This window comes from Actinosynnema sp. NPDC050801 (assembly GCF_040673975.1).
Taxonomy (GTDB): Bacteria; Actinomycetota; Actinomycetes; order Mycobacteriales; family Pseudonocardiaceae; genus Actinosynnema.
Genome location: NZ_JBFAQZ010000003.1, coordinates 148,913 through 175,079 on the forward strand (window position 1 = coordinate 148,913; position 26,167 = coordinate 175,079).

Below are 26,167 nucleotides of genomic sequence, written 5' to 3' on the forward strand. Positions count from 1 at the left end.
CTAGTTCCCGGACAGCGGCAGGGAGTTCGTCGGCATCCGGACCGCGCGCAGGAACGTCGGCAGCAGCCACGGCCGCTTACCGCTGACCCGCAGCTTCCCGGTCAACGCCGCCCGGGTCCGGCTGACCCGGCCGAACAGCACCAGGTGCAGCACCGCCGGGTCGAAGCCAAGGCGCACGTCGACCGGACCACCCGGTTCCTCGACCGTCACCCGGCCCCGGTGCAGGACGACCGTCACCGGCGTCGTGTAGCGGGAGCTGAAGGCGACCGCGATGCGGCGGTCGCGGGGTGGCGCGCCGTCGAGCAGGCTGCCGACGTCGTTGCGCAGCAGGCCGATGATGAACAGGTCGAAGAACGGCGCCGCTTCGCGCGACGGGATCGACCACGGCGTGCCGACGGCACGGGCGATGTCCCAGCCGTGGATGAGCAGTTCGTTGACGAGGTGGGCGAGCACACCGCCGATGGGCACCTTCGACGCGCCCAACCACGGCACGGTCCGCTCGGGATCGGCCTGCGCGGTCAGGTTCAGGATGGAGGCCACCATGGACCGCAGCATGGCCGCGAGCTTCGCCGGGTCGCGCTCGGTGAACCGGGTCAGCGCCAGGGCGTTCAGGTCGGCGACGGTGTCCACGGTGACCGTGGGGATGAACTCGGCCAGGGCCGGGTCGGCGACCTCTCCGCCGTCGGGCGCCAGGAGCGTGGTGTAGATCGAGGCGATCATGACGACGTGCGCGGCGGTGTCGGTCACGGTCCAGTCGGACGTGGCGCGCGCATCCGGGTCCGAGGCGACGACGAGTTCGGCGAACCGCCTGGTCACGACCGGCAGCGCGGCCCGGACCGCGGACCACTGCTCGGACACATCCCCCACGGCAACCCCCCAGTCGTTCGTGTGGCGACCACCGGACGATAGCAGCGCCGGCCCGCCCCGGGTTCTCCTCGACTGCGACGCCTGCGGAGCCGCGGTCGTCCGGTGGTGGGCTGTTAGCCTCGAATCCGGGTCGGGGGACTCGAAGTACGGGGGGATCTCATGCGGTTTCTCACCGCTGCCTTGATGGCGGCCGCCCTGGTCGTGGTCGTTCCGGCCGGGCCTGCCGCGGCGGCCGGACCACCGGCCGCAGTGGCCGGACCACCGGACGCGGCGGCCGTCGCGTCCACCTACACGGCGCTGTCGCCCACGCGGGTCCTGGACACCCGTACGGGCCGGGGGCCGATCGGTGCCGGGGGCACCACGACCGTCGACCTGGCCGGCCGGGTCCCGGCCTCGGCCACCGCGGTCGTGTTCAACCTGACGGGGACCGAGCCGACCGCGGACACGTACGTCACGGCCTGGCCGCACGGGCAGGCGCGGCCCGTGGTGTCCAACCTGAACCTGCGGGCGGGTGAGACGCGGGCGAACCTGGTGACCGTGATCGTCGGGGCGGACCGGGTGCTCGACCTCTACAACAACGCGGGCAGCACCCATGTCGTCGTCGACCTCGCCGGGTACTACTCGACGGGCACCGGGTCGAGGTTCCTGCCGGTGCAGCCGAATCGCGTGCTGAGCGTGCGCGCCGGCGCCGGGAGCACCACGACGCTGGACCTCTCGTGGGCCGTGCCGCGGTCGGCGACGGCGGTCGCGCTCAACGTGACCGCCGCGACCGCGACCGCGAACACGTTCGTCACCGCGTGGCCCGCCGGCGGCGCCCGGCCCAACGCCTCGACGGTGAACGTGCCGACCGGTGGCACCAATCCCAACCTGACGACCGTCGCGCTGGGCGCCGGGCGGTTGGTGAACCTGTACAACAACGCCGGTTCCATCGAGCTGCTGGTCGACATCCAGGGCTTCTACACACCGGAGTTCGGCGCCTTGTTCACCCCGTCGGCACCGCAGCGGGTCTTCGACACCCGCGACGGCACCGGCAACCACGACCAGAACCGCACGCCCATCGGGCAGGCGCAGCACCGGGGCGTCGTCCCCGGCGCGGCGGTGCCGAACGAGGCCATCGGCGCGGTCGTCAACATCACCGGGATCGCACCGACCGCCGACACCCACGTCACCGCCTGGCAGTACACCAACATCCACGGTCCGTGGACGTCCAACCTGAACCTGACGCGCGGCCGGACGGCGGCGAACCTCGCCGTGGTCGAGATCAGCGGCGAAGTCGACGGCGGGCGCTTCTACGCCTACAACAACGCGGGCGACGCCCACGTCGCCGTGGACCTGGCCGGGTACTTCGCCATGCCGCCCGCGCCGTGCACCCACGACTGCGCGTACGTGTGGGGCGGCAACGGCGGCTACCTCGGCATCGGGACGAGGACGGGCGACACCCTGCCCACTCCGCTGTACGGGTTGTCCGGTGTGGTGTCGGTGGCGTCGAGGACCGCGGCGCTGGCCGACGGCTCGGCGTGGGCCTGGGGCTTCAACGCCGGCCACAACACCGGTGACGACTGGAACGCCACCGCCCACGTCCCGTTCCCGGTGCGGGTGCCCGGGCTCACCGGGGTCGTCGCGGTCACCAACACCGACGGGGCGGGCTTCTCGAACACCCACTACGCGCTGCGGGCCGACGGGACGGTCTGGTCCTGGGGCGGCGACGCCTACGGCGCGCTCGGCACCGGCGGGGTGTGGCCGCCGGCGAAGTGGCCGCAGCAGGTCTCCGGGCTGACGGGCGTCACCGCGATCGCGGGCGGTTGGGGCACCGGGTACGCGTTGCGCGCCGACGGCACGGTGTGGGCCTGGGGCTGGAACGAGCACGGCGAGCTCGGCAACGGGTCCACCGCCCCGGAGTCGAACGTGCCGGTCCGGGTCAGCGGCCTCACCGGCGTCGTCGAGATCGCCGCAGGCTCGTCCAACGCGTTCGCCGTCACCGCCGACGGGAACGTCTGGGCGTGGGGCTCCAACCACAACGGCACCCTCGGCGACGGCACGACCGGAGGCCTGTCCCGGATCCCGGTGCGCGTCTCCGGGCTGACCGGCGTCGTCGCGGTCGACGGCGACAACCAGAACGGCTACGCCGTGCGCGACGACGGCACGGTCTGGTCGTGGGGCACGAGCGCGTGGGCCGGTCTCGGCGACGGCACCGACTGCCACGAGTGCATCAGGAACGTGCCGGCCCGCGTCGAGGGCATCGGCGGCGCGGTCGACGTCGTGAGCCACTACCACGGCGGACAGGTGCTGGACGCCTCCGGCCGACTCTGGGTGTGGGGCTGGAACCAGTCCGCCGACCTGGGCATCCCGTCCAGCGGCAAGCCCGCGTTGCGGCCGGTGCAGCACCCGGGCCTCACGAACGTCAGCGGGTTGGGCGACGGCGGACAGGCACTGGTGGACACCCCGTGACGGCCGGGTGGGCACCGGGATCCACCGGTGCCCACCCGCCGGTCCTCAGCCCGTCGGCTGCACCGCGCGTCGCCGTTGCGGCGCCCGGTACGCCAGGTTCCACACCGTTTCCACCGGTCCACGCGGGAACCGGCGCATCCACCACGACGCGCCGACCAGCAGCAGGACCGAGATCACCAGCCACATGCCGACGGTGAACCACGGGCCGAGGTGGCCCCAGCGCTCGGTCAGCCCGAGACCCCACCGGTAGCAGAGCGCGGACGCGATCACGTTCTGCGCGATGTAGCTGCTCAGCGCGGACCGGCCGACCGCCGTGACGCCCCGGCGCAGCCGCCCCGGCTCGGCGCGCATCCGGTTGACCAGCGCGGTGATCCCGCCGAGCAACCCGAACGCGACCACCGGCGCGCACGCGTACCGCTCGACGGCGAACCACTCCGGCCCGGCGAGCGTGGCCGCGACGTTCAGCGGCACGCCGACACCCAGGCCCCACACCATCAGCCGCCGTTGGATCCGCGCGCCCCGCGCTGAGTCCTCCAGCGCGCCGGCCTTGAACAGGCGCGCACCACCCAGGAACAGCAGGGTGCTCAGCGGCAGCACCAGGAACCCCTCGGCGCGGAACATCCCGAAGTGCTCGACCCGGTCCCGCACACCGCCCCACCAGCTGTCCGCGGCCAGGACGATCCCCGCATCCCCGACCGTCGTGCCCTCGGCCAGCAGCGCCGCCGTGATCAGGCCGACGACGGCCAGGTTCACCACGCCCGCCGCGACCATCCAGCCGGTCTGGACCCGCGGGCCGCGCCCGACCAGGTAGGCGACCAGCACGGACACCACGGCGTAGAACATCAGCACGTCGAACTCGAAGATGAGCACGTAGTGCGCCAGGCCCTCGAAGAGCAGCAGCGCCGAGCGCCACAGGTACCAGCCCGGCCACCGCTGCCCCTGCCGTTGCGCCGAGCGGTGCTGGATCGCCAGGCCGATGCCGAACATGATCGACAGCAGGCCGAGGAACTTCCCGTTGCTGATCATCTGCAGCAACGTGGTCGCGGTGTCGCCCGCACCCCCGCCGAACTCGGTCAGGAACCCCATCACCCCCTCGGGGTGCGTGAAGATCCAGACGTTGGCCCCCAACGTGCCGAGGATCGCCACCCCGCGCAGCACGTCCAACGCCGCGATGCGTCCACCCATGTCGCTCCTCCCGAACAACTCACGTGAGGCGACGTTAGGGCGAGGGGCGGTGGTCGATCGTCGGCCGAAGGTCCGCGGTCGTGTCGCACCTTCGGACGACCGGCTCGGCCGAACGGATGACCCGGTGGCAGCGGATCGTGAACACGCAAGGTCACAAGTGCATACCGTGCGCACTTGGCCACGTGAACGTAACCTCGCGCGCCCGGCACGCAACACGCGGTTCATAGCTTCTCGGTTCCACCTGCTCGAAAGGAGCCGCCGGTGCGTCCCAGAACCTCCAGTCGCGGTCTGATCGCCTTCCTGCTGCCCGTTCTGCTCGTGACGGCCTGCGTCGACGAACCCGGTGGTGGTGCGGGCGCCTCCGGTGACGAGATCAAGGTCGGGATCCTGCACTCGTTGAGCGGCACCATGGCCATCAGCGAGGTGACCGTGCGCGACGCCGAGCTGCTGGCCGTCGACGAGATCAACGCCAAGGGTGGCCTGCTGGGCAAGAAGGTCGTCCCGGTCACCGAGGACGGCGCGTCGGACTGGCCGACGTTCGCCGAGAAGGCGCAGAAGCTGATCTCGCAGGACAAGGTGGCCGCGGTGTTCGGCGGCTGGACCTCGGCCAGCCGCAAGGCGATGCTGCCGGTGTTCGAGCGCAACAAGGCGCTGCTGTGGTACCCGGTGCAGTACGAGGGCCTGGAGAGCTCGCCGTACATCTTCTACACCGGCGCGACGACCAACCAGCAGATCGTGCCCGCGCTCGACTACCTGGCCGGGCAGGGCAAGAAGAAGATGTTCCTGGTGGGCAGCGACTACGTGTTCCCGCGCACCGCCAACAAGATCATCAAGGCGTACGCCGCCGCCAAGGGCATCGAGATCCTGGGCGAGGAGTACACGCCGCTGGGTCACACGGAGTACAGCACGCTGGTCAACAAGATCGCCGACGCCAAGCCCGACGCGGTGTTCAACACCCTCAACGGCGACAGCAACGTGGCGTTCTTCAAGCAGCTGCGCGGTTCCGGCATCACGCCGCAGACCACGCCGGTGGTGTCGGTGAGCGTCGCGGAGGAAGAGGTGAAGGGCATCGGCCCGGAGAACGTGGCCGGTCACCTCGTGGCGTGGAACTACTACCAGACCACCACCACGCCCGCGAACGACGCGTTCGTCAAGGCGTTCAAGGCGAAGTACGGCGCGGACAAGGTGACGTCCGACCCGATGGAGGCCGGTTACAACGCGGTCCACCTGTGGGCGGAGGCGGTGAAGAAGGCGGGCACGACCGAGGTGGAGGCGGTGAAGAAGGCCGCGGGCGGCATCTCGATCGAGGCGCCCGAGGGCACGACCACCATCGACGGCGAGAACCAGCACGTGGCCAAGACCGCCCGGATCGGTCTGGTCCAGGCGGACGGCCAGATCAAGGAGGTGTGGTCCTCCCCCGGCCCGATCAAGCCCGACCCGTACCTCAAGTCCTACGACTGGGCCGGGGGCCTGGGTTAAGGGGGTCGACCCATGGGGGCATTGGCCAACCAGTTGCCCATCGGGCTGAGCATCGCCGCGGTGCTGCTGCTCATCGCGCTCGGCCTGACGTTCACGTTCGGTCAGATGGGCGTGATCAACATGGCGCACGGCGAGTTCATCATGGCGGGCGCCTACACCGCGTACCTCTTGCAGAGCTCCTCGTTCCTGGACGACGCCGGCCAGTCGTTCCTCGTCGCGCTCCCGGTCGCGTTCGTCGTGGCCGGGTTGATGGGGCTGCTGCTGGAGTGGTCGCTGATCCGGCGGTTCTACGGGCGGCCGTTGGACACGCTGCTGTTGACCTGGGGCGTGAGCCTGGTGCTGCAACAGCTCGCACGTGACGTCTTCGGCGCGCCCAACGTGCAGGTGACCGCGCCGTCGTGGCTCGTCGGCGGCGTGGACGTGCTCGGTGTCCGGCTGCCCCACAACCGGGTGTTCATCATCGTGCTCGCCGTGCTGTGCGTGGTCGGGGTGTGGTTCTACCTGACCAGGCTGCCCGCCGGCCGTCGGATGCGGGCGGTGGTGCAGAACCGGGAGCTGGCCGCCTACAGCGGCATCGCCACGGGGCGCGTGGACCGGTTCACGTTCCTGCTCGGCTCGGGGCTGGCCGGGGTGGCGGGCGTCGCGCTGACGCTCGTCGGCCCGGTCGGCCCGAGCCTGGGCACCTTCTACATCGTGGACGCGTTCCTGGTCGTGGTCGCGGGCGGGCTCGGCCAGTTGCGCGGCGCGGTGCTGGCCGCGGTCGCGCTCGGGTTCCTCAACGGCTACCTGGAGTTCTGGACGGACGCGAGCCTGGCCAAGGTGCTGGTGTTCCTGGCGATCATCGCGTTCCTCCAGGTCCGGCCGCAGGGCATGTTCGTGCTGAAGGGGAGGGCGCTGGTATGACGTGGGGTCGCATCTCCCTCGTGGCGTGCGTCGTGCTGCTGGCGGTGGCGCCGTTCGCGCTCTCGCCGTTCCGCCTCGGGTTGCTGGCGAAGTACCTGTGCTTCGCGATCGTCGCGGTCGGCATCGCGCTGGCCTGGGGTCAGGGCGGGATGCTGACGCTGGGCCAGGGCGTGTTCTTCGGCCTCGGCGGCTACGCGATGGCCATGTACCTGAAGCTGAAGGAGGCCGGGTCGGCCGGGTTGCCCGACTTCATGGTGTGGAGCGGGGTCGAGCAGCTGCCCGCGCTGTGGAAGCCGTTCGGCAACCCGGTCTTCGCGCTGGCGGCGGTGGTGCTGGTGCCCGGCGTGGTCGCGTTCCTGCTGGGGCTGCTGGTGTTCCGGCAGCGGGTGCGCGGCGCGTACTTCGCCATCCTGTCCCAGGCGTTGGCGGCGGCGTTCGTGATCCTGCTGGTGGGTCAGCAGGGGCTCACCGGCGGCACCAACGGCATGACCAACTTCAGCCAGTTCTTCGGGCTGGACCTGACCGACCCGAACGGGCAGCGCGCCGTGTACGCGATCGCCGCCGTCGTGCTCGGCGTGACGTTCCTGGTGGCGAAGCTGCTGGTGCGCAGCCGGTTCGGCCGGCTGCTGGTGGCGGTGCGCGACGGCGAGGACCGGGTGCGGTTCCTCGGCTACGACCCGGCCGTGGTCAAGACGATCACGTTCACCGTCTCGGCGGTGATGGCGGGTCTGGCCGGTGCCCTGTTCGTGCCCGTCGTCGGCATCATCTCCCCCGCGCTGCTCGGCATCGTGCCGTCGCTGGAGCTGCTGGTCGGCGTCGCGGTCGGCGGGCGGTTCGTGCTCGCGGGAGCCATCGCGGGCGCGATCGCGGTCAACTACGCCAAGACCCTGTTCAGCGAGGACTTCGCCGAGGGCTGGCTGTACCTGCAGGGCGGGCTGTTCGTGCTGGTGCTGGTGTTCGCGCCGAAGGGCCTGGCGGGCGTGGTCGAGTCCGCGCGGCACCGGCTGCCCGCCCGTCGGCGACCCGCGGAGGTGACGGCGTGACGGCGTTGCTGGAGGTGCGCGGGCTGCGCGTGGTGTTCGACGGCTTCGCCGCGATCGACGGGCTGGACCTCACCGTCGAGGAGGGCGAGCTGCGGTTCCTGATCGGTCCGAACGGCGCCGGCAAGACGACGCTCATCGACGTGGTGACCGGGCTGACCAGGCCCGCTTCGGGCAGCGTCACGTTCGGCGGTCGGGAGCTGGTGGGCAGGCGGGAGCACCACATCGTGCGGATGGGTGTCGGCCGCACGTTCCAGACCGCCACCGTGTTCGAGGAGCTGACCGTGGTGGAGAACCTGGACCTCGCGGACAGCTTCCGGCTGCCGCTGCGGTCCTTGTTTCGGCGTCGGCGCGGTGTGTCCGACGCGGTGGCCTCGGCGTTGGAGGCGGCGGAGCTGACCGCGTTGGCGGACAAGCCGGCCGGGGTGCTCTCGCACGGCCAGCGGCAGTGGCTGGAGATCGGGATGCTGCTGGTGCAGCGGCCGAAGCTGCTGCTGCTGGACGAGCCGGTGGCGGGGATGAGCCGCGCCGAGCGCGAGCGGACCGGCGAGCTGCTGCACCGGATCGCGTCGACCCACACGGTGGTCGTGGTCGAGCACGACATGGAGTTCCTGCGCAAGTACGCGCGCAAGGTGACCGTGATGCACCAGGGGTACGTGCTGCGCGAGGGATCGGTGGTCGAGGTGCAGGAGGACCCGCAGGTGCGCGAGGTGTACCTGGGGCGGGCCAAGGGGAAGGCGGTGACGTGATGCTGTCGGTGTCCGGGGTGGACGCGGCCTACGGGCGGGCGCGGGTGCTGTTCGGCGTGGGGCTGGAGGTGCCCGCCGGGTCGCTGGTGTGCGTGATGGGGCGCAACGGCGTCGGCAAGACGACGTTGCTCAAGACCGTCATGGGCACGCTCACGCCCACCGCCGGCCGGATCACGTTCGACGGCCACGACATCACGCGGATGCCGACGCACCAGCGGGTGCGGGCGGGCATCGGGTACGTGCCGCAGGGGCACGTGTCGTTCCCGCAGCTGACCGTGTGGGAGAACCTCCAGGTCACGCTGGAGGCCACCGGGCACCGCGACCCGGCGGCGGTGGACGGGGCGCTGGACGTGTTCCCGGCGCTGCGGCAGTTCTTCAAGCGGCCCGCCGGGTTCCTCTCCGGCGGGCAGCGCCAGCAGTTGGCCATCGCGCGGGCGTTGATCACCCGGCCGCGGCTGCTGCTGCTGGACGAGCCGACCGAGGGCGTCCAGCCGTCGGTGATCGACGAGATCGAGGCCGCGATCGAGCGGCTGCACCGGGAGGCCGGGCTGACCGTGCTGCTGGTCGAGCAGTACCTGGACTTCGCGGTGCGGCTGGCCGACAGCTTCGTGGTGATGGACGCGGGCGAGGTCGTGCACGCGGGCTCCACCGACGAGCTCCAGGACGAGGAGGTGCGGCGGATGCTGGCCGTGTGAGCCGCCGGGCCTACCGCCGCCTGCTCGCGGCCTGGCGGGCGAGCGCACCCGCGCCCAGGATCAGGATCATCGCCACCAGGCCCCAGCGGCGCTGGTCGCGCACGGTGTTGTCGGCCGGCGCCAGGGTCTCCGCCCGACGGTCGGGTATGTCCACGTCGACCGGTGGCGGTGGTGGCGGAGGCGGTGGCGGCGTGTGCAGCGGTGGCGGCGGCGGGTTGGGCAGTGGGACGAGGGGCACGGGCCGCGGTGTGGTGGTCGACCGCGCGATGGTGGTCGTCGGTGGCGGGTTCGTGGTGGTGGTAGTGGTCGTCGTCGGCGGAGCGGTTGTGGTCGTCGGGGTCGGGCCGGGTGTCGTGGTCGTCGTGGTCGTGGTTGTGGTGGTGGTTGTGGTGGTCGTCGGTTTCGTGGTGGTGGGTTTCGTGGTCGTCGTGGGTTTCGTGGTCGTGGTGGGCTTGGTGGTCGTGGTCGGCGTGGGGATCGAGGACAGGCAGCCGGTCGAGTCGATGGTGTGCAGCGCCGGCCGTGACGAGATCTCGGTGACCACGCCCGTGCCGTCCAACGCCACCCGCCACAACGTGCTGCGGCCGCCGTGCCGGTTGTTGGTCGTGTAGAGCGCGCCGTCGGGCGCCACCGTCACCGCGCCGTACCCGCTGCCGCCGGGCAGCCGACCGACGCCGGGCACGGTGGTCGTCTTGCCGGTGCGGGGGTCGATGCTCACCACCGCGCCGCGGCCGTGGTGGGTGGCGACGCCGTAGAGCAGGCCGTCGGCCGGGTTGACGTCGAAGTCGTCGACGGTCACCCCTTCCGACGGCCACAGCCAGGCCTTGTGCACGACGTGCCCGAACGTGGGGCTCTTCGGGTCGATGTCGACCGAGTGCAGCCACGGGCCGGCACGCACCACCAGCCGCTCGCCCACCACCGCGCCCGCCGTCGCGTGCCCCAGCAGGTGCGAGGGCGGCGTCGGCTTGCCGACCACCCGGCCCGACCGGTCGAGCGCGACGAGCCTGCCCTGCGGGTCCAGGCCGTAGACGAGGTTCTGCCGGGCGGAGAAGCCGATGGCGTTCAGCCGCACGTCAAGCGCGTTGAGCGGGGTCACCTCGCCGGACGGGAACCGCACCTGGAAGGCGGTCGAGGGCCCGTGCGCCCCCGCCTCGACCTGGATGGCGGTGCACACGACCTGCGCGAGAGCTTCGATCATCCGAACCGCTCCACGGCGGCCTCGAAGGCCGCGGGACTCACCCCGGCCCCACCGCCGAACGGGTTCTGCAGCTGGTAGGTCGCGTACAGCAGCAGCGTGATGGTGGCGGCGAGGGTGGCCACGATGAGCACGTGGGTGCGGATGCGCGGCCCGCCGAACAGCAGCGGCAGGCACACGGCCAGCACGCTGCCCGCGATCAGCACGAACCACACCACCGAGCTGACACCGCCGCCCGCCGCGTTCAGCCGTTCCTGCCTGGCCTCGTAGACCGTCCAGAGCTGGTTCGCGGCCTCGGTCTTGCGCTCCACCTGCCACTCGTCGGTGGCGGGCGCCTCGGCCACGAACTGGCGCAACCGGTCGAGCTGCGACCAGCCGGTCGACTCGAAGTCGGTGCCCTCCACCATCCCGGGCCACTCGTCGCCGATGACGGTCTCGGCGTAGACCCGCGACATCTCGCGGACCTCGTCGCCGGTCTCCTTGGACAACGCGTCGCTCGCCCAGGTGGCGGCGACCAGCCCGTCCGCCTCCCGGTACGAGGCCTCACTGGCCTGGTTGACGGCGTCGAACAGGGCGATGAGCACGAACGCCACCAGGACCGCGTGCAGGCCGCCCACGATCGTGAACACCTGCCCCGCGGCCTCGTTGTTGGCCGAGCGGCCCTCCAGCTCGCCGTACTTGCGGATCAAGTAAGCCATGACGGCGGCCACGACGGCCGCGCCGGCGACCCACAGCAGACCTGTGAGATAAATGCTCATCAACGCCCTTTCGTCACTCGGATGAATTCCACAGATCTGGCGATTTCACGCTACGAAAACTAGTGATAGACCCGATCCGGTGAGAAGGACGTTCATCCGTGTGCCGGGAAATGCCAGGCTGTCAGGTGACGGGCACGCCGCACCGCACCATGATCACGATGCCAAGACCGCTGGAATGCGGAGAAATCAACCTCAACGAGCTAACCAGTTAGCCCAATGGGGTTATTTGTGTCACGACAGACGGTCGCGAACACGCCGGCACGGCGTTCACCCGGCGAACAGCAGTGCCAGCCCACCGGCGGTGTAACCGACCATGAGCACCAGCAGCGGCACCTGACCGGTCAGGTGCTGGCGGGGCGGCAGCAGCCGCAAGGTGCGGTCGTGCGCGGCCACCACGGCCAGCAGGTGTCCGGCGAGCACCGCCCCGACCTGCACCGACGCGACCAGGACCGGTACGGCGAGGGTGTCGTCCGGGGTGAAGCCGGTGACGCCGAGCAGCAGTGCCACGCCCCGTTGGCCCTCCACGGCGAGCAGCGAGAAGTAGTGCGCCACGACGTACCCGGCGATGATGGGGACCATCGAGTGGGCGAGTCGCCCGCCCAGCGACCGGCTCGCGAGCAGGTAGCTGCCCGCGACCAGGACCACGGTCGCCACCAGCCCGACCGGGTCGGGCACCGCCAGGCGTGCCCAGGTCGGGGTGGAGCCGATGCTGTCGAACGCGGTCGAGCCGAGCAGCACCGCCACCACCGCGACCAGACCCGGCCGCACGGGTGTGGCCACGAGCGCCCGGAACGGGTTGCCGCGCAGTGGTGACAACCGGCCGAGCAGCGTCGAGAACACCTCGAAGCCGTCGGCCCGCTCGAACCACGTCGGTCCGAACACCACGCCACCGGCGAGGTTCACCACCGCGTACGCCACCAGGAACCACGGCAGGGCGGCCGGCTCGACCAGCTCGACCCAGGTGAACGCGAGCAGGCCCAGCGCGGCGGGCCAGTGGCCCAGCCACCCGGGGTACGTGCGGCCGAGCGTGACGCGGGTGGCCAGGCGCAGCGGGTTGACTACCCGCCACACCGGGCCGAACAGCATCGACAGCACCGCCACGCCGACCCAGCCGAGCACGAACACCAGGTGCGGCCACGCCTGGGCGGGTACGAACAGCAGGCCGACCGCGACCAGCAGCCGCACCGGCCACCAGTCCCGTTCGGGCCGGGGCTCGGCGGCCCCGGACCTGGCGGCACCGGACTTGGCGGCACCAGGCTCGGCAGCGTCGGGCTCGGTGGCACCGGGCTCGGTGGCACCGGGCTCGGCGGCGTCGAACCGCGGTGTCGTCCACAGCAGACCCAGGGCGAGGAACGACGCCAGCAGCGCGACCGCCGCGCCCTGGAGCACCAGGTCCAGCGGCAGCGGCAGGTCGTGCCGCGCGCCGACGCCGTGCGCCAGGACCGTCACCGCACCACCAGCTGCACCAACAACGTGTCCGGGTGCGCCTCCACGTCGAAGGTGCCCGTCCGGTCCGCGGTGAACGCCAGCACGGCGGGTTTCCCCCGCTCCGCCTTGGCCAGCACGTCGATCCCGTGCACGTGCACGTCCACCGGCTCCTCGCTGGTGACGGTCAGCTCGACGGCCTGCCCGCGGGCCGCCTCCACCCGCTGCGGTGACGCCTGGTCCACCGACAGCTCCAGCCGCAGCGGTCCGGTGGGTGGTGCGGGTTCGGCCGCCGGCGCGCAGCCCGCGAGCACGAGCAGGGCGAACGCCACGGCGTAGATGGTCCTCATGTGGTCGAACCAGTCCTTCTCAGGTAGTCGAATCCGCCCGCGGCGAGGCCGAGTCCCCCGCCGAGGGTGAGTGCCACGAGCAGCCGGTCCACGTCGGCCGGACCGGCGAACGGCAGTCGGGAGAACCGGAAGCTGTCGAAGTCCGGTATCCCCGCCACCACCAGCATCGCGCCGACGACGGCCGCCACGAACGCGGTCGCCGGTTTCCGCCGCACCGCCGCCACCACCGCGACCGCGGTCAGCGGCCACGCCACCAGGCCGACGCCACTGGCCCCGAGCAGCAGGGGCACGAACGACTGGCCGGTCACGGCGAGCGTCGACCCGACCGCGTGCCAGACGTGCCCGGCCGTCACCACGACCACGCCGGCCGCGAGCAGCGCCCGCCGGCGGCCCAGGAAGTAGCCGCCGACGGCGAGCGCGAGCGTGATCAGCAGCCACCACAGGGGGTTCGGGCCGGGCGTGACGTCCACCCGACCCCTGACCACCGACGTGCCGAGCGGGACCTCCCACTGCGGCGCGGCGGTGCGCTCGTCGCGGAAGCGGTAGGTCTCGCCCGGCCCGACCACGTGGTCGGCGACCTCGGCCCCGTCACCGATTCCCCCCGCGGTCTTCGTGACGGCGACCGGGACCGCGCCCCCGTTGCGGATCTCCAGCTCGGTGCCGTGGTTGACCATCGTCGCGGTCACGCCGGGCAGCGGCGGGTCGATCCCGGTGACCCGGCTCAGGTGGTCCTGCGGCGTGAGGCCGCCGGCGTGCGCCTGGGCCGGGGTGGCCGGGGCGACCAGCAGGGTGGCGATCAGCAGCACGAGGGCCGGCAGCGACACCCTCACCGGCGGGCGGTCGGCACGAGCACCACCGCCATCAGCAGACCGTGCAGCGCGGCCATGATCGGCGCGCCGGTCCACATCTCGGTGACGCCCGGCGTCGTGCCGCTGTCGATGATCACCGCCGCGAAGTACACCGCCCACGTGACGAAGGACGCCGCCAGGGCGAAGATCCGGTACTCCTTGACCCGCTCCTCGGAGGGGCGCAGCTTCAGCAGCAGCACGTCGATGACCACGCCGGCCACGACGAACCCGATCGCGATGCTCATGTTGGTGTAGTTGGCGACGGCCGTGCTGAGCAGCATCACCACGAAGGCCAGCAGGGTCGCGACGCCGAACGGCAGCCGGAACCGGCGCACGACCAGCAGCAGCGGCACGACCATGATCAGGTTGGTGAACATGATCGAGGCGGCGAGCTCCACCGCCCGGCCCGAGCCGCCCTCGGCCTTGTCGAAGCTGAACGCCCTGATCACCTGATCGCTGCGGAACACGGTGGCGTCGGCGTAGCCGGCGAACAGCAGCACCAACGAGGTGGCGAACGCCAGCGCGAGCCCGGCGGGCAGGAACTGCTTGAACGACGGGCTCACCACGTCCGGGTCGCTCCACAGCGTGCGCAGCGGCGTCGTGAGGATCACGATCATGGACGTGATCAGCACCAGGTGGGTGGGGCTGAACAGGATGTCGATGCCCTGCTCGATGCCGATGAACGTGTGCCACAGGTAGTCGCCGACGCCCGCGGCCGCGAACGCGGGCAGCGCGAGCACCGCCGGGCCGTAGCCGACCGGCACCACGTCCAGCCCGCGCAGGCCCTGCTGGTAGTTGCGCCACAGCACCCACAGGATCCACGCGCCGGTCGCGGCGAAGCCCGAGTAGAACACCGCGTGCCACGGCGTGAAGAAGGACTCCAGCTCGGGCACGTTGGAGTGCGCCCACGCGTCCAGGAACAAGCCGATCGAGAACCAGGTGCCCAGCAGCACCGTGATCAGGTCCGTGCGGAAGCCGGACCGGGGCCGCCCGCGCGCCGGCGCCGGGCTGCCCGCCAGGTGGTCAACTTCCAAGTCGCGCCCCAGTGTCATGGGGCCAGCCTGCCCGCGCGACGGGGCGCGCCGGAACCGTGCCAGCACCACCGCGTGGTGCGGTTAACCGCACCACGCGATCAAGGGCGAGTCACGCGTCGGGGTGACGCAGAATGGCGATCCCGCGACGGTGGTCCAGCGAGTCACGCGTTCAGGTATCGCAGCACCGCGAGCACGCGACGGTGGTCGTGCGGGCTCGCGGACAGGTCCAACTTGGTGAAGATGCTCGTGCAGTGCTTCTCCACGGTCCGCTCCGCGATGAACAGCCGCTGCGCGATGGCCTGGTTGGTTCGGCCCTCCGCCATCAACGCCAGCACCGCCCGTTCCCGCTCGGTCAACCGGTCGTCGCTCTCGTCGCGCCGCCGCACCAGCAACCGGCTCACCACGTCCGGGTCGAACGCCGAGCCACCCGCACCGACGCGCCGGATCGCGGCGGTGAACTCGGCCAGGTCCGACACCCGGTCCTTGAGCAGGTACCCGACGCCGTCCGCGCCCGCGTCCAGCAGCTCCGCCGCGTAGCTCACCCGGACGTACTGCGACAGCACCAGCACCCCGGTCGCCGGGTACTGCCTGCGCAGCACCACCGCCGCCCGCAGCCCTTCGTCGGTGTGCGTCGGCGGCATCCGGATGTCCACGATGGCCACGTCGGGCCGGTGCTCGTCCACCGACGCCAGCAGCGTCGGCGCATCCTCCACCGCCGCGACCACGTCGAAGCCCGCCTCGGCGAGCAGCCTGGCCAGCCCTTCGCGCAGCAACGTCGAGTCCTCCGCGATCACTACCCGCACGGCAGCACCACCCGCACGCTCGTGCCCGTCGACGGCGCGCTGAGCACCCGCATCGTCCCCCCGTTCGCTTCCACCCGATCGCACAACCCGCGCAGCCCCGTGCCCTGCTCCGGGTCCGCTCCCCCGCACCCGTCGTCGTCGACCTCCACGACCAGCTGCCCGGCCCGACCGCTGATCACGACCTTGGTCCGGGACGCCTCGGCGTGCTTGGCCACGTTCGCCAGCGCCTCGGCGACAACGTAGTACGCGGTCGTCTCCACCAGCGGCGGCACGGTGTCGGGCAGGTCCAGCGTCAGGTCGACCCGCGGCTCGGCCAACGCGGTCAGCTCGCGCACCGCGCCGTGCAGGCCACGCTCGGTCAGCACCGGCGGGTGGATGCCGTGGCACACCGCGCGCACGTCGTCGATCGTCGCCAGCACCGCCTGCTTGGCCTCGGCGGCGAGCGCACGCCCGCGTTGCGGCGGCACGGTTTCCGCCAGGCCCAACGTCATCGCCACCGACAGCAGCCGCTGCTGGACGCCGTCGTGCAGGTCGCGCTCCACCCGACGGCGTTCGTCCTCGGCGGCGCGCAACACCTTCGCGCGCGACTCGGCCAGCTGCCGCACCTTGGCCCGCAGCTCCGCGGTGAGCCGTTCGTTCTCCAGCGCCAGGCCGACCGCGGCGCACGCGGCGTCCACCAGTTCCAGGTCGAGCACCGGGTCGTGCAGCAGCACGGCGACCGGCGCGCCGCCCCGGTCCACCCTGGTGTGCGCGGAGTCCAGCGCGACCGGCGTGCCGTCCGCGTCCACGTACCGCTGCTGCTCAGCCACCCAGTACGCCACCCGCAGGCCCGGGTCGTGCAGCGTGGCGGCCAGCGCCTCCTGCACCCCGGCGTGCCTGCTGTCGCCGCTGAGCCGCACCACCAGGTCGGCCACCTCGCCGCGGTCCATCCGGCGGCGCAGCAGCCCGGCGAGGTAGGCGAACGGGATCCCGCTCATCGCCAGCATCAGCACCACGACCGGCGGGTCGAGGCCCGCGCGTTCCACCGGCTCCCACACGGCGAACGCGGTGACCGCCACCGCGGTCGCGCCCAGCATCGCGGTCAGGGTGCGCCGTTGCGCCATGCTGCTGCACCGCCAGCGGTGCAGTTGCAGGCCCAGCATGGAGCCCCCGACCACGGCCGTCATCGCCGTCTCGGACCCGATGATCGCGGCGGCCCACCGTTCGCGCTCGAACTCGAACGCCACGCTCAGCAGGAGGGACTCGAAGTACCCGGCGGTCACGACCAGGCGCCTGGTCACCGTGCGCAGCCTGCCCGTCGGGAACGCCACCAGCGCGTGCCCGAGCACCGACGGCCACAGGCTGGAGACCAGCATCAGTACGAAGGGTCCCTCGTCGACGGTGTACTCCAGCAGCCAGCCCGCGCCGACCCCGACGAACAGCAGCCCGATCCGGTTGTGCGGCTGCACCCGGCGGCTGATCACACCCGCGATCACGAAGACCGCGCTCACCGCGAGGATCGCGGACGGCAGCAGCATGGTGCCCAAGGTAGCCGTTCACGCGGGCTCGTCGGCTCAGTCGCGGCGCATCCCGCCTGCCACGACCCGGGCCAGCACGTCGGGGCGCAGGATCGACGTCGGCGGCTGGAGCAGGCCGATGGTGCGGATGAACGCGGTGGCGGCCACCGGGTCGTGCGTGGCGACGCGCTGCAACCGGGCGACGTACTTGTTCAACGCCTTGGTGGACAGCGACCGGTGACCGGGGATCTCCGGCAGCGCCAGGTCGCCCAGCGCGTTGAGCTGCCACACCGGGTCGATGATCTTGCCCGCGGCGCGGAAGAACCGCCGCGCCAGGTCGGTCTCGCCGTCGGCCAGGCACTTGCGCAGTGCTTCGGACTCCATCGCCGCGACGGTCATGCCCTGGCCGTAGATCGGGTTGAAGCTGCACATCGCGTCACCGAAGACGAGCAGGCCGGTTGGGAACTGCCGGAGCCGTTCGTAGCGGCGGCGCAGGCTGGCCGGGAACCGGTGCGTGCGGATCTCGGTGAGCGGTTCGGAGGCGACCACGGCGTCCAGCACGTCCGGCGGCGCGGACCGCTTGAGGAACGCCAGGAAACCCGCCTCGTCGGTCGGCGGGTGGTCGCCCGCCATGCCGACCTGGGTGACCATCCACTGGCCGTGCTCCTGCGCGGCGAACGCGAACCCGGTCGGCCGGCCGGGCACCGGGCCGACGAGGACCAGCTTGTCCTTGAACGGCGTCGACGGGCGCACCAACCGGCTGGCGTACACCATGTTGACGTCGATCCGGTCCTCGGCGGGCGTCGGCAGGCCCAACGACGCCAACCACGACCGCGCCCGGCCGGACCGGCCCATCGCGTCGATCACGAGGTCGGCGTCCAGCACCTCGTCCGCGCCGTTGCGGGTGACCTTGACGCCGGTCACCCGGCCACGCTCGAACACCGGGCCGACCACGTCGCACTCGGGCACGATCTTCACGCCGGGGTAGTCGGCGATCCGCGCGCGAACCGCGCCCTCCAGCATCGGCCGGGTCGTCTGGATGTCCGACGCGCCGGTGTCCGCGCGCACCATGGGGTGGCCCGCGAGCACGAACCGCGCGTCGACGTTGAAGCCGACCGGTATCGCGCCCTCGACGACCAGCTCGTCGGTCAGGCCGGGGAACATCTCGTCGAGCACCTGTTTGCCGCGCAACAGGATGGTGTGGAAGTGCTTGGCCTGCGGGACACCGCGGCGGTGCCCGACGTCGGCCGGTAAGGGATCCCGGTCGACCACCGTGATCCGATCGTAGGAGCCGACCAGCGCCCGTGCCGCCAGCAGCCCGCCCATGCTCGCGCCCATCACCACCGCATGCGTCATTCGGCGACTGTGGCGCAGTTCCCCGGCCCCGTGCATCTTCCGCTGTGCGAACCTGTCGATCCGCGTCCGGGCGCATCGGCCGAGTGGCCCCGCCGGGTGTCCGGTGCGGGGCCACTCGTCCCGGATGTCGGTGTCAGCGCCGCGGGCGCGGCGACAGCTTCACCTCGATGGTGTTGCCCGGCCCCGCGGTCATCCCGCTGATCAAGCCGTTGAGCGGACCGCAGCCGGTCAGCGGGGGCAGGGTGTAGGTGCCGGCCAGCGTGCCGCCGCCGAGCGGGTCGAAGCCGGGCCTGGACTCCAGCGGGATCGACGCCGGTGTCCTCGTCCGGCAATCCGGGCTGGTGCTGACCGGGATGCCGAGCACGGTGACGTGCGGCAGCTTCACCGTCACGCTCGACGTGGACCTGAGCACCCCGCCCGCCAGCGCGCCGGTGGTCTTGGCCGCCTGCACGAACCGGATCTTCGCCTGGACCGGCACGAAGCCGAAGGCCTTGAACCGGCCCACGGTCGGGTCGAGGGTGAGGTCGGCCTGGAACGCCCCGGTGGACAGGTCGAGCACGGCGGCGATGCCACCGGTGAGGGGGACCGTGCCGTTGGCGGCCTTGATCCTGGTGCTGCCGGTCAGGCCGTAGCCGTACTCGACGACCGGCGGGCCCTGTCCCGCCTTGGTCCGGACCTTCACCTCGGTGCTCGCGGCCGACGTGTTGCCCGCCGCGTCCTTGGCGACGACGGTGAACGCGTACTCGGTGTCCGGCGCCAAGCCGCCGACCGTGGCCGCGGTGCCGGCGGTGGTCCCGGCCGGCGCGGCGCCGTTGAACACCTCGTAACCCGTCACGCCGACGTTGTCGGTGGACGCGTCCCAGGCCAGCGCGACGCTGTTCTCGGTCTGCGCGGTCGACCGGAGGTTGCCGGGCGCGGTGGGTGCTTCGGTGTCGGGCAGCGGCTGGGTCCGCACCTTCAGCGCGGCGCTCACGTCGGACGTGTTGCCCGCCGCGTCCTCGGCGACGACGGTGAACGTGTACTCGGTGTCCGGCGTCAGGCCGTCGATCGTGGCGGTGGTGGCGGTCGTGGTGGAGACCGGTGTCGTGCCGTTGAAAACCTCGTATCCCGTCACGCCGACGTTGTCCGTCGACGCGTCCCAGGCCAGCGCGACGCTGTTCCGGCTCTGCCCGGTGGACCGCAGGGCGCTCGGCGCGGTGGGCGCCTGGGTGTCCGGCGCGTCGTCGGTGCGGACGGTGACGGCGGTGCCCGCCGGTGACCGGTTGCCCGCCGCGTCCTCGGCCACCACGGTGAAGCTGTACTCGGTGCCGGCGGCCAAGCCGTCGACCGTGGCCGTCGTGCCCTCGACGGTCGTGGCCGCCGTGCTGCCGTTGAACACCCGGTACCCCGTCACGCCGACGTTGTCGGTGGACGCGGCCCAGCTCAGGGTGACGCTGGACTGCGTGACGCCGGTGGCCGTGAGACCGGTCGGGGTGGTCGGCGCCTCGGTGTCGGGCGCGGTCCGGGTGCGGGCGGTGATCGCGGCACTGGCCGCGGAGCGGTTGCCCGCCGCGTCCTTCGCCACCACCGTGAACGTGTACTCCGTGTCGGCCGCCAGACCGTCCACGGTGGCGCTCGTGCCCTCGACAGTGGCCGCGAGCGTGTCACCGCTGTAGACGTCGTAGCCCGTCACGCCGACGTTGTCGGTCGCGGCGTCCCAGGCCAGGCCGATGCTCGACGCGGACGCGCCGGTGGAGCGCAGGTTCGCGGGCGCGGTCGGGCCCTCGGTGTCCGGCGCTTCGGGCGTGCGCACGGTGACCGCGTTGCTCGCGTCGGACACGTTGCCCGCGGCGTCCTGCGCCCGGACCGTGAACGTGTACTCGGTGTCCGGGCTCAGGCCGGCGATCGTGGCCGTGGTGCCGGTGGTGGTGGAGACCGGTGCGGTGCCGTTGAACACCTCGTAGCCGGTCACGCCGACGTTGTCGCTCGCCGCCGCCCACGCCAGGGAGGCGCTGGTCGGCGTCGCACCGGTCGAGGTCAGGGTGCCGGGCGCGGTCGGGGCCTGGGTGTCCGGGGCCGCCTTGGTGCGGGCGGTGACCGGAGCACTGGCCGACGACCGGTTGCCCGCCGCGTCCTTCGCCACCACCGTGAACGTGTACTCCGTGTCGGCCGCCAGACCGTCCACGGTGGCGCTCGTGCCCGCGACACTGGCCGCGAGCGTGTCACCGCTGTACACGTCGTAGCCCGTCACGCCGACGTTGTCGGTGGCCGCGGTCCACGACAGCGGCACGCTGGTCTGCGTGGTCTCGCCGGCGGTCAGGCCGGCCGGAACCGCAGGCGCCTCGGTGTCCGGCGCCGGGACCACGGTGAACGTGTGCAGCACGGTGCGCTGGGCCGCGTCGACCGGCGTGCAGTCCGCGACGAACGTGCCGAGCCCGGTGTCGCTGCCGTCGGCCTTCTTCGGGGTCATGGTGAGCACGAGGTCGTGCACGGACAGCGTCGCCGTGCCCGGCTGGTCGAACCGCAGCGCGGGCGCGACGCCGGCGGCGTTGATGACCAGGTCGCCGCTCACCGGGATCGGCTGGTTCGGCACGTTCGTCGGCACGGCCACGGCCTGGTGGCCGCCCGGCGACCGCACCAGCGACGTCGCGACCGCCGTGCCCTGGATGGTCTCGGCGCCGACGAGCCGCAGGCCCTGGGTCGCGGTGGGTCCGGCGTTGGACACGGCGGTGATGTCGATCTGCGGCGTGAAGCCGCCGACGCCGACCTCGGTCGGCAGGGTCGTGTCGATGTCCACGGTGACGTTCTGGTTGCCGATCAACGGGAACGGGCAGGTGTAGACCTGGCGCAGCGGCGGCGTGCCGCCCGTGCCGGCCGGCGTCTCGGGTGTGACGGCCGTGCCGGTGACGTCGTAGGTCTGCAGCACGGTGTCCTGGTTGGGCGTCGGCGTGCAGTCGGCGACGAACGTGCCGAGGTCGGTCGGGCTGCCGTCGGCCCGCAGCGGGGTCATCTCCAGCACCAGGTCGGTCACCTCGACGGTGGCCGTGCCGGGCTGGTCGAAGCGCAGGCCGGGCGCGGAGCCGACCGCGTTGAGCACGAGGTCGTTGCCGACGGCCGGGATCGGCTGGTCGGGCACGATGGTGGCGACCTGCACGGTGAGCGTGCCCTGGTCGCCCGGCGCGGTGACCTCCGAGGTGGCGCGGGCGGTGCCGCGGATGGTCTCGGCGCCGACCAGGCGCAGGCCCTGGGTGGCGGTCGGGCCCGCGTTGGACACGGCGGTGATGTCGAGCTTCGGGGTGAACCGGCCCGCCGCGACCGAGCCGGGCTGGGTGGTCTTGATGTCGACCGAGACGGTCTGGTCGCCGATCAGGGGGAACGGGCAGCTGTAGGTCTGGGTCAGGTCGCCCTGTGCGGCCGAACTCGTGCCCACGCCGATCGCGAGGCCCGCGACGACCATGATCGCGGTCGACACCGCGCCGAGCCTGGTCAGCCCGCGGGCTGGTCTTGTGTGTCTCACGGAACGTCCTCCCTGACGCCGAGCGCACGCCAGCAGATAGGGGGCAAGGTCGGAATGGTTCGCAGACGCGCTGCAAAGGGCAAATTAACCACGCCGCAACACTTGCGCAAGACCGCCGAACACCCATTGGGGAGAAGTCCGGAAAATTATCACCTTCGGACAATTACAGGGGCTGCCACCTGCACGGATGAGACACAGACCCGCGCCGGACGAAAATGGGGATTAGCAACTTCGAGCGCCTTTCCGGGATGACTTTTGGCACCTATATGACAAACCGCGCGCCGAGTGCTCGACGCGCGGTTTGTCGGGGTGGCGCGGAAGTGCGGGTCAGAAGGTGAGCCTCCAGGCGTCCACGTAGCCGGTGTCCTGGCTGTAGACGTCCTGCACCTTCAGCCGCCACGTGCCGTTGGCGACCTCGGAGGACGCGTTCACCGTGTAGGTGGTGACCACGTTGGGCGTGCTGGAGTTGCTGGAGCCCTTCAGCCGGTAGGTGGAGCCGTCCGGCGCGACCAGGTCGATCACCAGGTCGCCGCTCCAGCTGTGCTTGATGTCCACGCCGACCTTCAGGGTGGACGGCGCGTTGCCCGCGACGCCGGTGACGGTCACGTTGCTGAAGACCGCCGTGCCCGCGTCCGGGATGGTGACGTCGTCGAGGTTCTCGAACACCTTGCCGGGCGGCTGCGGCGTGCCGCCGAGGTCGGCTGCCGCCTGCGTGATGGCCGCCGCGAACGTGCTGACCTCGGTGTAGACGCCGGGGTTCTCCGGGCGGGCGCACCCGTTGCCGTGGCTGACGATGCCGACCTGGATCCACGCGCCGTTGCCGTCACGCCGGAACATGGGGCCGCCGGAGTCGCCCTGGCAGGTGTCGACGCCGCCCGCGAGCTTGCCCGCGCACAGCTCGGCGGCCGGGATCAGGTCCGCGTAGTACGGGTCGGAGTTCTTGCACGTGGTGTCGTCGATGTAGTCGACGTTCGCCTTGAGCAGGTAGCGCGACCCCGCACCGCCCTCCCTCGTGGCGCCCCAACCGGCCACGGTGAACACACCGGTGTTGTGGGCCGCGGTGGTGGCGATGGGCAGCAGGGCGGCGCCGGTGATCGGGCTCGCCAGCTTGATGATCGCCCAGTCACCGCCGGTGGAGGTGGGGTAGGTGGGCGAGCGGTGCACGTAGGTGGAGGTGCGGGTGGTGCGGGAGGTGTCCTGCAGGTCCACCACGCCGTAGGTGGCGGTGATGGAGGTGTTGTTGCCGGTGCGGCTGACGCAGTGCGCCGCCGTCAGCACCAGCTGGTCGGTCAGCATCGAGCCGCCGCAGCCCATGGACAGGCGGACCATCCAGGGGAACTCGCCCTTGGCGGCCTGGGTGCCGCCGACGACCATCGGCGTCGGGTTGCCCGCGTCCGGTGGCGGTGGAGCGGCGACCGCCTGGCCCGCGAACGCGGCCAGGGTGGCGACGATGCCCGCGGCCAGGGCAAGCATCCTTCTCGTGGTGTTGCGCAAGGTTGATCCTTCCCGCGCCCGGCCGGGGTCGTGCTCGCAGGGTGGCCGGACGTCGAGATCGCAGGGAACTATCCAGCCGGCCCCTCTGCCGGCGACTCATCGTGCGCGCCGGACAGGGTGGCGACAATCCGTCGATCGACGGGAGTTCTTCCGGTGCGAGCGCGGGTGGGACGCAGGTTCGCGCCGGTCGACTACTGGATCGTCGAGGCGGTGACGGACGGGTCGGTCGCGCCGAGGAAGAAGATGCCCTTGTACCCGGGCGTCTCGAAGCCGGCGCTCGGGTTGCGGCGCAAGGTGGAGGACTCCACCGACATCGTGCCGGTGCGGTCGTTGCTGACGAAGAAGACCGCGCCGCCGCCCTCGTTGGCCTTGTTGTCCTCGACGATGCTGCCCGCGATGCGGACCGTGAACCCGTTGCCGTCCGCGTAGATGGCGCCACCACTGCCACCGCCCGGTGTCCCGGCGCGGGCCGGGTTGGCGCCGCGACCCACGGCGGAGTTGTTGCGCAGCACGCTGTTCAGCACCACCCAGGAGACGCCGATGCTGCTCAACGCACCGCCGTTGGCGCACGTGCCGCCATCGAACGTGCTGCCGACCACGAACACCGGCCGCCCCTGCGACTGGCTGAGCACGCGCATCCCCGCACCGCCCAGGTCCGGCCCGTCCCGGTCGCACGCGTTGCGCAGGAACGTCGAGTTGACCACCTTGACCCGCCCGCCGCGCACGAAGACCGCGCCGCCGCCCTCGGCCGCGCCGGCCGCGTTGCCGTCCGCCAGCGTGAGGTTCTGGATGGTCAGCCGCGGGTGGTCCTGGTCCTGGCAGTGGGACGTGGTGATGCCCAGCGCCCGGTCGCACGTGTTCTGGTAGAGGATGCGCCGCTGCCCCGCCCCGCTGAGCGTGACCAGTCCCCCGCCGTCCAGCACGACCTCCGGCGCGGCGTCGTTGCGGACCTGCGCGGTCACCGTCATGGTGATGGTCACCGGTTCGGGGCCGCACCCGAAGGTGATGACGCCGCCCGCCGCGACGGCCGCGACCACGGCTTGGGGCGTGCAGCTGGCCGGGGTGCCGTTGCCGATCACGCGGGTCGGGCGGGTCGTGTCCACGGCGGCGGCCTCCGGTGGCACCGGCGCGCCGCCGCCCGGGTTGCCCGCCGGCGGCGGGGTGAACCGGGTCGTCGTCGAGGTCGGCGCCGCGGTGGTGGTCGTGACGACGGGAACCGCGGCGGTCGTGGAGGCGGCGGTGGTGCCGGTCGTGCCCGTGGCGTCGGGCGGCGCGGCGACCGGAGGCGATGAGCACGCGGCCAGCAGCACGAGGACGCCTAAGACACCACGGGACATGCGGGCGACCTTAGCCCGCGCCGACGACCCCCCAGCGTGCCGACTTGACTTTCCCAGGTGTGAGTGGTGGATTACACTCATGGCCGGAGCACCGAGCGAACGACGACTCTCCACCGCCGAGGAACGACGGGAGACGGTCCTGCGCACCGCTCTCGGCGCGTTCGCCGCCCGCGGCTACTACGGCACCACCACCGGCGAGGTCGCGAAGTCCGCGGGCATCTCGCAGGCCTACGTCTACCGGCTCTTCCCCGACAAGGAGGCGCTGTTCCTGTCCGTGGTGGAGCACTGCTTCGCGCGCATCAGGGAGAGCCTCGCCGACGGGGTCGCCGAGGCCAGGGGCAGCACGCCGGAGGCCGTGCTCCACGCGATGGGCGACGCCTACGCGCGCCTGATCGCGGAGGAGAACACCCTCCTGCTGGTGCAGATGCACGCCCAGTGCGCGGCGATCTCCGAACCGGCCGTGCGCGAGGTCGTCCAGCGCGGGGTGGCCCGGATGGTCGAGTACGTGCGCGGCATGTCCGACGGCGGCGAGGACCAGGTGCAGGACTTCTTCGCCAGGGGCATGTTGTGCCACCTGGTGATGGCGGTGAGCGCCGACGACGTCGACGCACCGTGGGCGCGGACGCTGGCCAAGGGCATCCGCCACTACTGAACGCCCGCCGGGTGAAGGCCGCCGCATCGGCGGCCTTCACCCGGCACCGAAAGTGAGTGATCGACCAGTCATAGGAGTCGGCGTAGCGACCACCGGATGCGTTTGACAGCAGGCCGCACCGTGCGTCACAGTCATTCCACTAATCACTTAGTGGAAGGGTTGAAGGTTGATCGAGTTCCGGATCGACCGCCGGTCCGGCGTGGCCACCTACCTGCAGCTGGTGCACCAGGTGAAGCAGGCGCTGCGGCTCGGCCTGGTCGGGCCCGGTGACCGGCTGCCCACCGCGAAGGACGTGGTCGCGCAGACCGGGATCAACCCGAACACCGTGCTCAAGGCGTACCGCGAGCTGGAGCGCGAGGGACTGGTCGAGCCCATGCCGGGGCTCGGCACGTTCGTGCGCCGCTCGCTGGTCACGCCGGGCGTGGCCGAGGACTCGCCGTTACGCGGTGAGCTGCTGGACTGGATGGATCGCGCCCGCGCGCTCGGCATGGGCCGAGAAGACGTCGAGGCGTTGTTCCGCGCGGTCCTCGACAAGCGCTTCTGATCTGCGTTCCTTC

General features: G+C 71.7%; 22 protein-coding genes and 1 pseudogene. 8 read left to right on the forward strand and 15 right to left on the reverse strand.

What is annotated here, in order from left to right; genetic code table 11:
- Positions 1–867 carry a maleylpyruvate isomerase family mycothiol-dependent enzyme gene (locus tag AB0K14_RS08720; RefSeq protein ID WP_360451025.1) on the reverse strand — a complete coding sequence of 289 codons (867 nt, stop codon included), beginning with the start codon at positions 865–867 and terminating at the stop codon, positions 1–3.
- Positions 868–1,026: 159 nt separating this feature from the next.
- On the opposite strand from AB0K14_RS08720, the gene AB0K14_RS08725 reads away from it, so the two are divergent.
- A complete protein-coding gene (locus tag AB0K14_RS08725; RefSeq protein ID WP_360451027.1) occupies positions 1,027–3,315 on the forward strand; it encodes a hypothetical protein in 2,289 nt (762 codons plus the stop codon).
- Positions 3,316–3,360: 45 nt separating this feature from the next.
- Here AB0K14_RS08725 and AB0K14_RS08730 read toward each other — a convergent pair whose 3' ends face one another.
- Complete coding sequence (locus tag AB0K14_RS08730) at positions 3,361–4,500, reverse strand: DUF418 domain-containing protein (protein WP_360451030.1); 1,140 nt, start codon at positions 4,498–4,500, stop codon at positions 3,361–3,363.
- 261 nt (positions 4,501–4,761) lie between these two features.
- Between AB0K14_RS08730 and urtA the strand changes: the two genes are divergently transcribed.
- Genes urtA through urtE form a run of 5 tightly spaced genes read left to right on the forward strand, consistent with a single transcriptional unit; the run spans position 4,762 to position 9,366 of the window.
- The gene (gene urtA, locus AB0K14_RS08735) at positions 4,762–5,979 is read left to right on the forward strand and encodes an urea ABC transporter substrate-binding protein (protein ID WP_360451033.1); all 1,218 of its coding nucleotides are present in this window, start codon (positions 4,762–4,764) and stop codon (positions 5,977–5,979) included.
- Between the two features lie 12 nt (positions 5,980–5,991).
- Complete coding sequence (urtB, locus tag AB0K14_RS08740; protein ID WP_360451035.1) at positions 5,992–6,882, forward strand: urea ABC transporter permease subunit UrtB; 891 nt, start codon at positions 5,992–5,994, stop codon at positions 6,880–6,882.
- The gene (urtC, locus tag AB0K14_RS08745; protein ID WP_360451038.1) at positions 6,879–7,925 is read left to right on the forward strand and encodes an urea ABC transporter permease subunit UrtC; all 1,047 of its coding nucleotides are present in this window, start codon (positions 6,879–6,881) and stop codon (positions 7,923–7,925) included. Before urtB ends, urtC begins: the two co-directional genes overlap by 4 nt.
- Positions 7,922–8,671, forward strand: a complete 750-nt coding sequence (gene urtD, locus AB0K14_RS08750; RefSeq protein ID WP_360451041.1) for an urea ABC transporter ATP-binding protein UrtD — start codon at positions 7,922–7,924, stop codon at positions 8,669–8,671. The genes urtC and urtD overlap by 4 nt, the downstream gene beginning before the upstream one ends.
- Complete coding sequence (gene urtE, locus AB0K14_RS08755; protein WP_360451337.1) at positions 8,671–9,366, forward strand: urea ABC transporter ATP-binding subunit UrtE; 696 nt, start codon at positions 8,671–8,673, stop codon at positions 9,364–9,366. Before urtD ends, urtE begins: the two co-directional genes overlap by 1 nt.
- Positions 9,367–9,376: 10 nt before the next feature.
- Here urtE and AB0K14_RS08760 read toward each other — a convergent pair whose 3' ends face one another.
- The 13 genes and pseudogenes from AB0K14_RS08760 to AB0K14_RS08820 all read right to left on the reverse strand — a co-directional run bounded on the left by AB0K14_RS08760 (position 9,377) and on the right by AB0K14_RS08820 (position 24,958).
- Positions 9,377–10,564: a hypothetical protein gene (locus AB0K14_RS08760; RefSeq protein ID WP_360451044.1), complete on the reverse strand. Its 1,188-nt coding sequence runs from the start codon at positions 10,562–10,564 to the stop codon at positions 9,377–9,379.
- Entirely contained in the window at positions 10,561–11,319 is a 759-nt protein-coding gene (locus tag AB0K14_RS08765; protein WP_360451046.1) for a hypothetical protein, read from the reverse strand. Before AB0K14_RS08765 ends, AB0K14_RS08760 begins: the two co-directional genes overlap by 4 nt.
- 267 nt (positions 11,320–11,586) lie before the next feature.
- Positions 11,587–12,768 (reverse strand): hypothetical protein, encoded by a 1,182-nt coding sequence (locus tag AB0K14_RS08770; protein ID WP_360451049.1) that lies wholly within the window; start codon positions 12,766–12,768, stop codon positions 11,587–11,589.
- A complete protein-coding gene (locus AB0K14_RS08775) occupies positions 12,765–13,094 on the reverse strand; it encodes a hypothetical protein (RefSeq protein ID WP_360451052.1) in 330 nt (109 codons plus the stop codon). The genes AB0K14_RS08770 and AB0K14_RS08775 overlap by 4 nt, the downstream gene beginning before the upstream one ends.
- Complete coding sequence (locus tag AB0K14_RS08780; RefSeq protein ID WP_360451054.1) at positions 13,091–13,924, reverse strand: hypothetical protein; 834 nt, start codon at positions 13,922–13,924, stop codon at positions 13,091–13,093. The genes AB0K14_RS08775 and AB0K14_RS08780 overlap by 4 nt, the downstream gene beginning before the upstream one ends.
- A complete protein-coding gene (locus AB0K14_RS08785; protein ID WP_360451056.1) occupies positions 13,921–14,994 on the reverse strand; it encodes a hypothetical protein in 1,074 nt (357 codons plus the stop codon). The genes AB0K14_RS08780 and AB0K14_RS08785 overlap by 4 nt, the downstream gene beginning before the upstream one ends.
- Before the next feature lie 143 nt (positions 14,995–15,137).
- Positions 15,138–15,779: a response regulator transcription factor gene (locus tag AB0K14_RS08790; RefSeq protein ID WP_360451059.1), complete on the reverse strand. Its 642-nt coding sequence runs from the start codon at positions 15,777–15,779 to the stop codon at positions 15,138–15,140.
- Entirely contained in the window at positions 15,770–17,296 is a 1,527-nt protein-coding gene (locus AB0K14_RS08795) for a sensor histidine kinase (protein WP_360451062.1), read from the reverse strand. Before AB0K14_RS08795 ends, AB0K14_RS08790 begins: the two co-directional genes overlap by 10 nt.
- A 36-nt stretch (positions 17,297–17,332) precedes the next feature.
- Complete coding sequence (locus tag AB0K14_RS08800) at positions 17,333–18,631, reverse strand: 2-polyprenyl-6-methoxyphenol hydroxylase-like oxidoreductase (RefSeq protein ID WP_360451065.1); 1,299 nt, start codon at positions 18,629–18,631, stop codon at positions 17,333–17,335.
- Between the two features lie 133 nt (positions 18,632–18,764).
- Positions 18,765–22,127, reverse strand: coding sequence for a fibronectin type III domain-containing protein (locus tag AB0K14_RS08805; RefSeq protein ID WP_360451068.1), 3,363 nt, complete (start codon positions 22,125–22,127; stop codon positions 18,765–18,767).
- A gap of 327 nt (positions 22,128–22,454) precedes the next feature.
- Positions 22,455–22,793 (reverse strand): proprotein convertase P-domain-containing protein, encoded by a 339-nt coding sequence (locus tag AB0K14_RS08810; protein ID WP_360451340.1) that lies wholly within the window; start codon positions 22,791–22,793, stop codon positions 22,455–22,457.
- Positions 22,794–22,820: 27 nt separating this feature from the next.
- Positions 22,821–23,600, reverse strand: a pseudogene (locus AB0K14_RS08815) (serine protease); the annotation flags it as partial.
- 212 nt (positions 23,601–23,812) lie between these two features.
- The gene (locus tag AB0K14_RS08820) at positions 23,813–24,958 is read right to left on the reverse strand and encodes a hypothetical protein (RefSeq protein WP_360451071.1); all 1,146 of its coding nucleotides are present in this window, start codon (positions 24,956–24,958) and stop codon (positions 23,813–23,815) included.
- Between the two features lie 79 nt (positions 24,959–25,037).
- On the opposite strand from AB0K14_RS08820, the gene AB0K14_RS08825 reads away from it, so the two are divergent.
- Together AB0K14_RS08825 and AB0K14_RS08830 are read left to right on the forward strand one after the other, a co-directional pair.
- On the forward strand, positions 25,038–25,610 hold the full coding sequence (locus AB0K14_RS08825) for a TetR/AcrR family transcriptional regulator (RefSeq protein ID WP_360451073.1): 573 nt from the start codon (positions 25,038–25,040) through the stop codon (positions 25,608–25,610).
- 166 nt (positions 25,611–25,776) lie between these two features.
- Positions 25,777–26,154, forward strand: a complete 378-nt coding sequence (locus AB0K14_RS08830; RefSeq protein WP_360451076.1) for a GntR family transcriptional regulator — start codon at positions 25,777–25,779, stop codon at positions 26,152–26,154.
- Positions 26,155–26,167 lie beyond the last annotated feature (13 nt).

Coding starts and splice junctions, on each gene's coding strand:
- AB0K14_RS08725 (WP_360451027.1), top strand. CDS start 1,027: ATGCGGTTTCTCACCGCTGCCTTGATGGCGGCCGCCCTGGTCGTGGTC.
- AB0K14_RS08730 (WP_360451030.1), bottom strand. CDS start 4,500: ATGGGTGGACGCATCGCGGCGTTGGACGTGCTGCGCGGGGTGGCGATC.
- urtB (WP_360451035.1), top strand. CDS start 5,992: ATGGGGGCATTGGCCAACCAGTTGCCCATCGGGCTGAGCATCGCCGCG.
- urtC (WP_360451038.1), top strand. CDS start 6,879: ATGACGTGGGGTCGCATCTCCCTCGTGGCGTGCGTCGTGCTGCTGGCG.
- urtE (WP_360451337.1), top strand. CDS start 8,671: ATGCTGTCGGTGTCCGGGGTGGACGCGGCCTACGGGCGGGCGCGGGTG.
- AB0K14_RS08760 (WP_360451044.1), bottom strand. CDS start 10,564: ATGATCGAAGCTCTCGCGCAGGTCGTGTGCACCGCCATCCAGGTCGAG.
- AB0K14_RS08765 (WP_360451046.1), bottom strand. CDS start 11,319: ATGAGCATTTATCTCACAGGTCTGCTGTGGGTCGCCGGCGCGGCCGTC.
- AB0K14_RS08775 (WP_360451052.1), bottom strand. CDS start 13,094: ATGAGGACCATCTACGCCGTGGCGTTCGCCCTGCTCGTGCTCGCGGGC.
- AB0K14_RS08785 (WP_360451056.1), bottom strand. CDS start 14,994: ATGACACTGGGGCGCGACTTGGAAGTTGACCACCTGGCGGGCAGCCCG.
- AB0K14_RS08795 (WP_360451062.1), bottom strand. CDS start 17,296: ATGCTGCTGCCGTCCGCGATCCTCGCGGTGAGCGCGGTCTTCGTGATC.
- AB0K14_RS08800 (WP_360451065.1), bottom strand. CDS start 18,631: ATGACGCATGCGGTGGTGATGGGCGCGAGCATGGGCGGGCTGCTGGCG.
- AB0K14_RS08820 (WP_360451071.1), bottom strand. CDS start 24,958: ATGTCCCGTGGTGTCTTAGGCGTCCTCGTGCTGCTGGCCGCGTGCTCA.
- AB0K14_RS08825 (WP_360451073.1), top strand. CDS start 25,038: ATGGCCGGAGCACCGAGCGAACGACGACTCTCCACCGCCGAGGAACGA.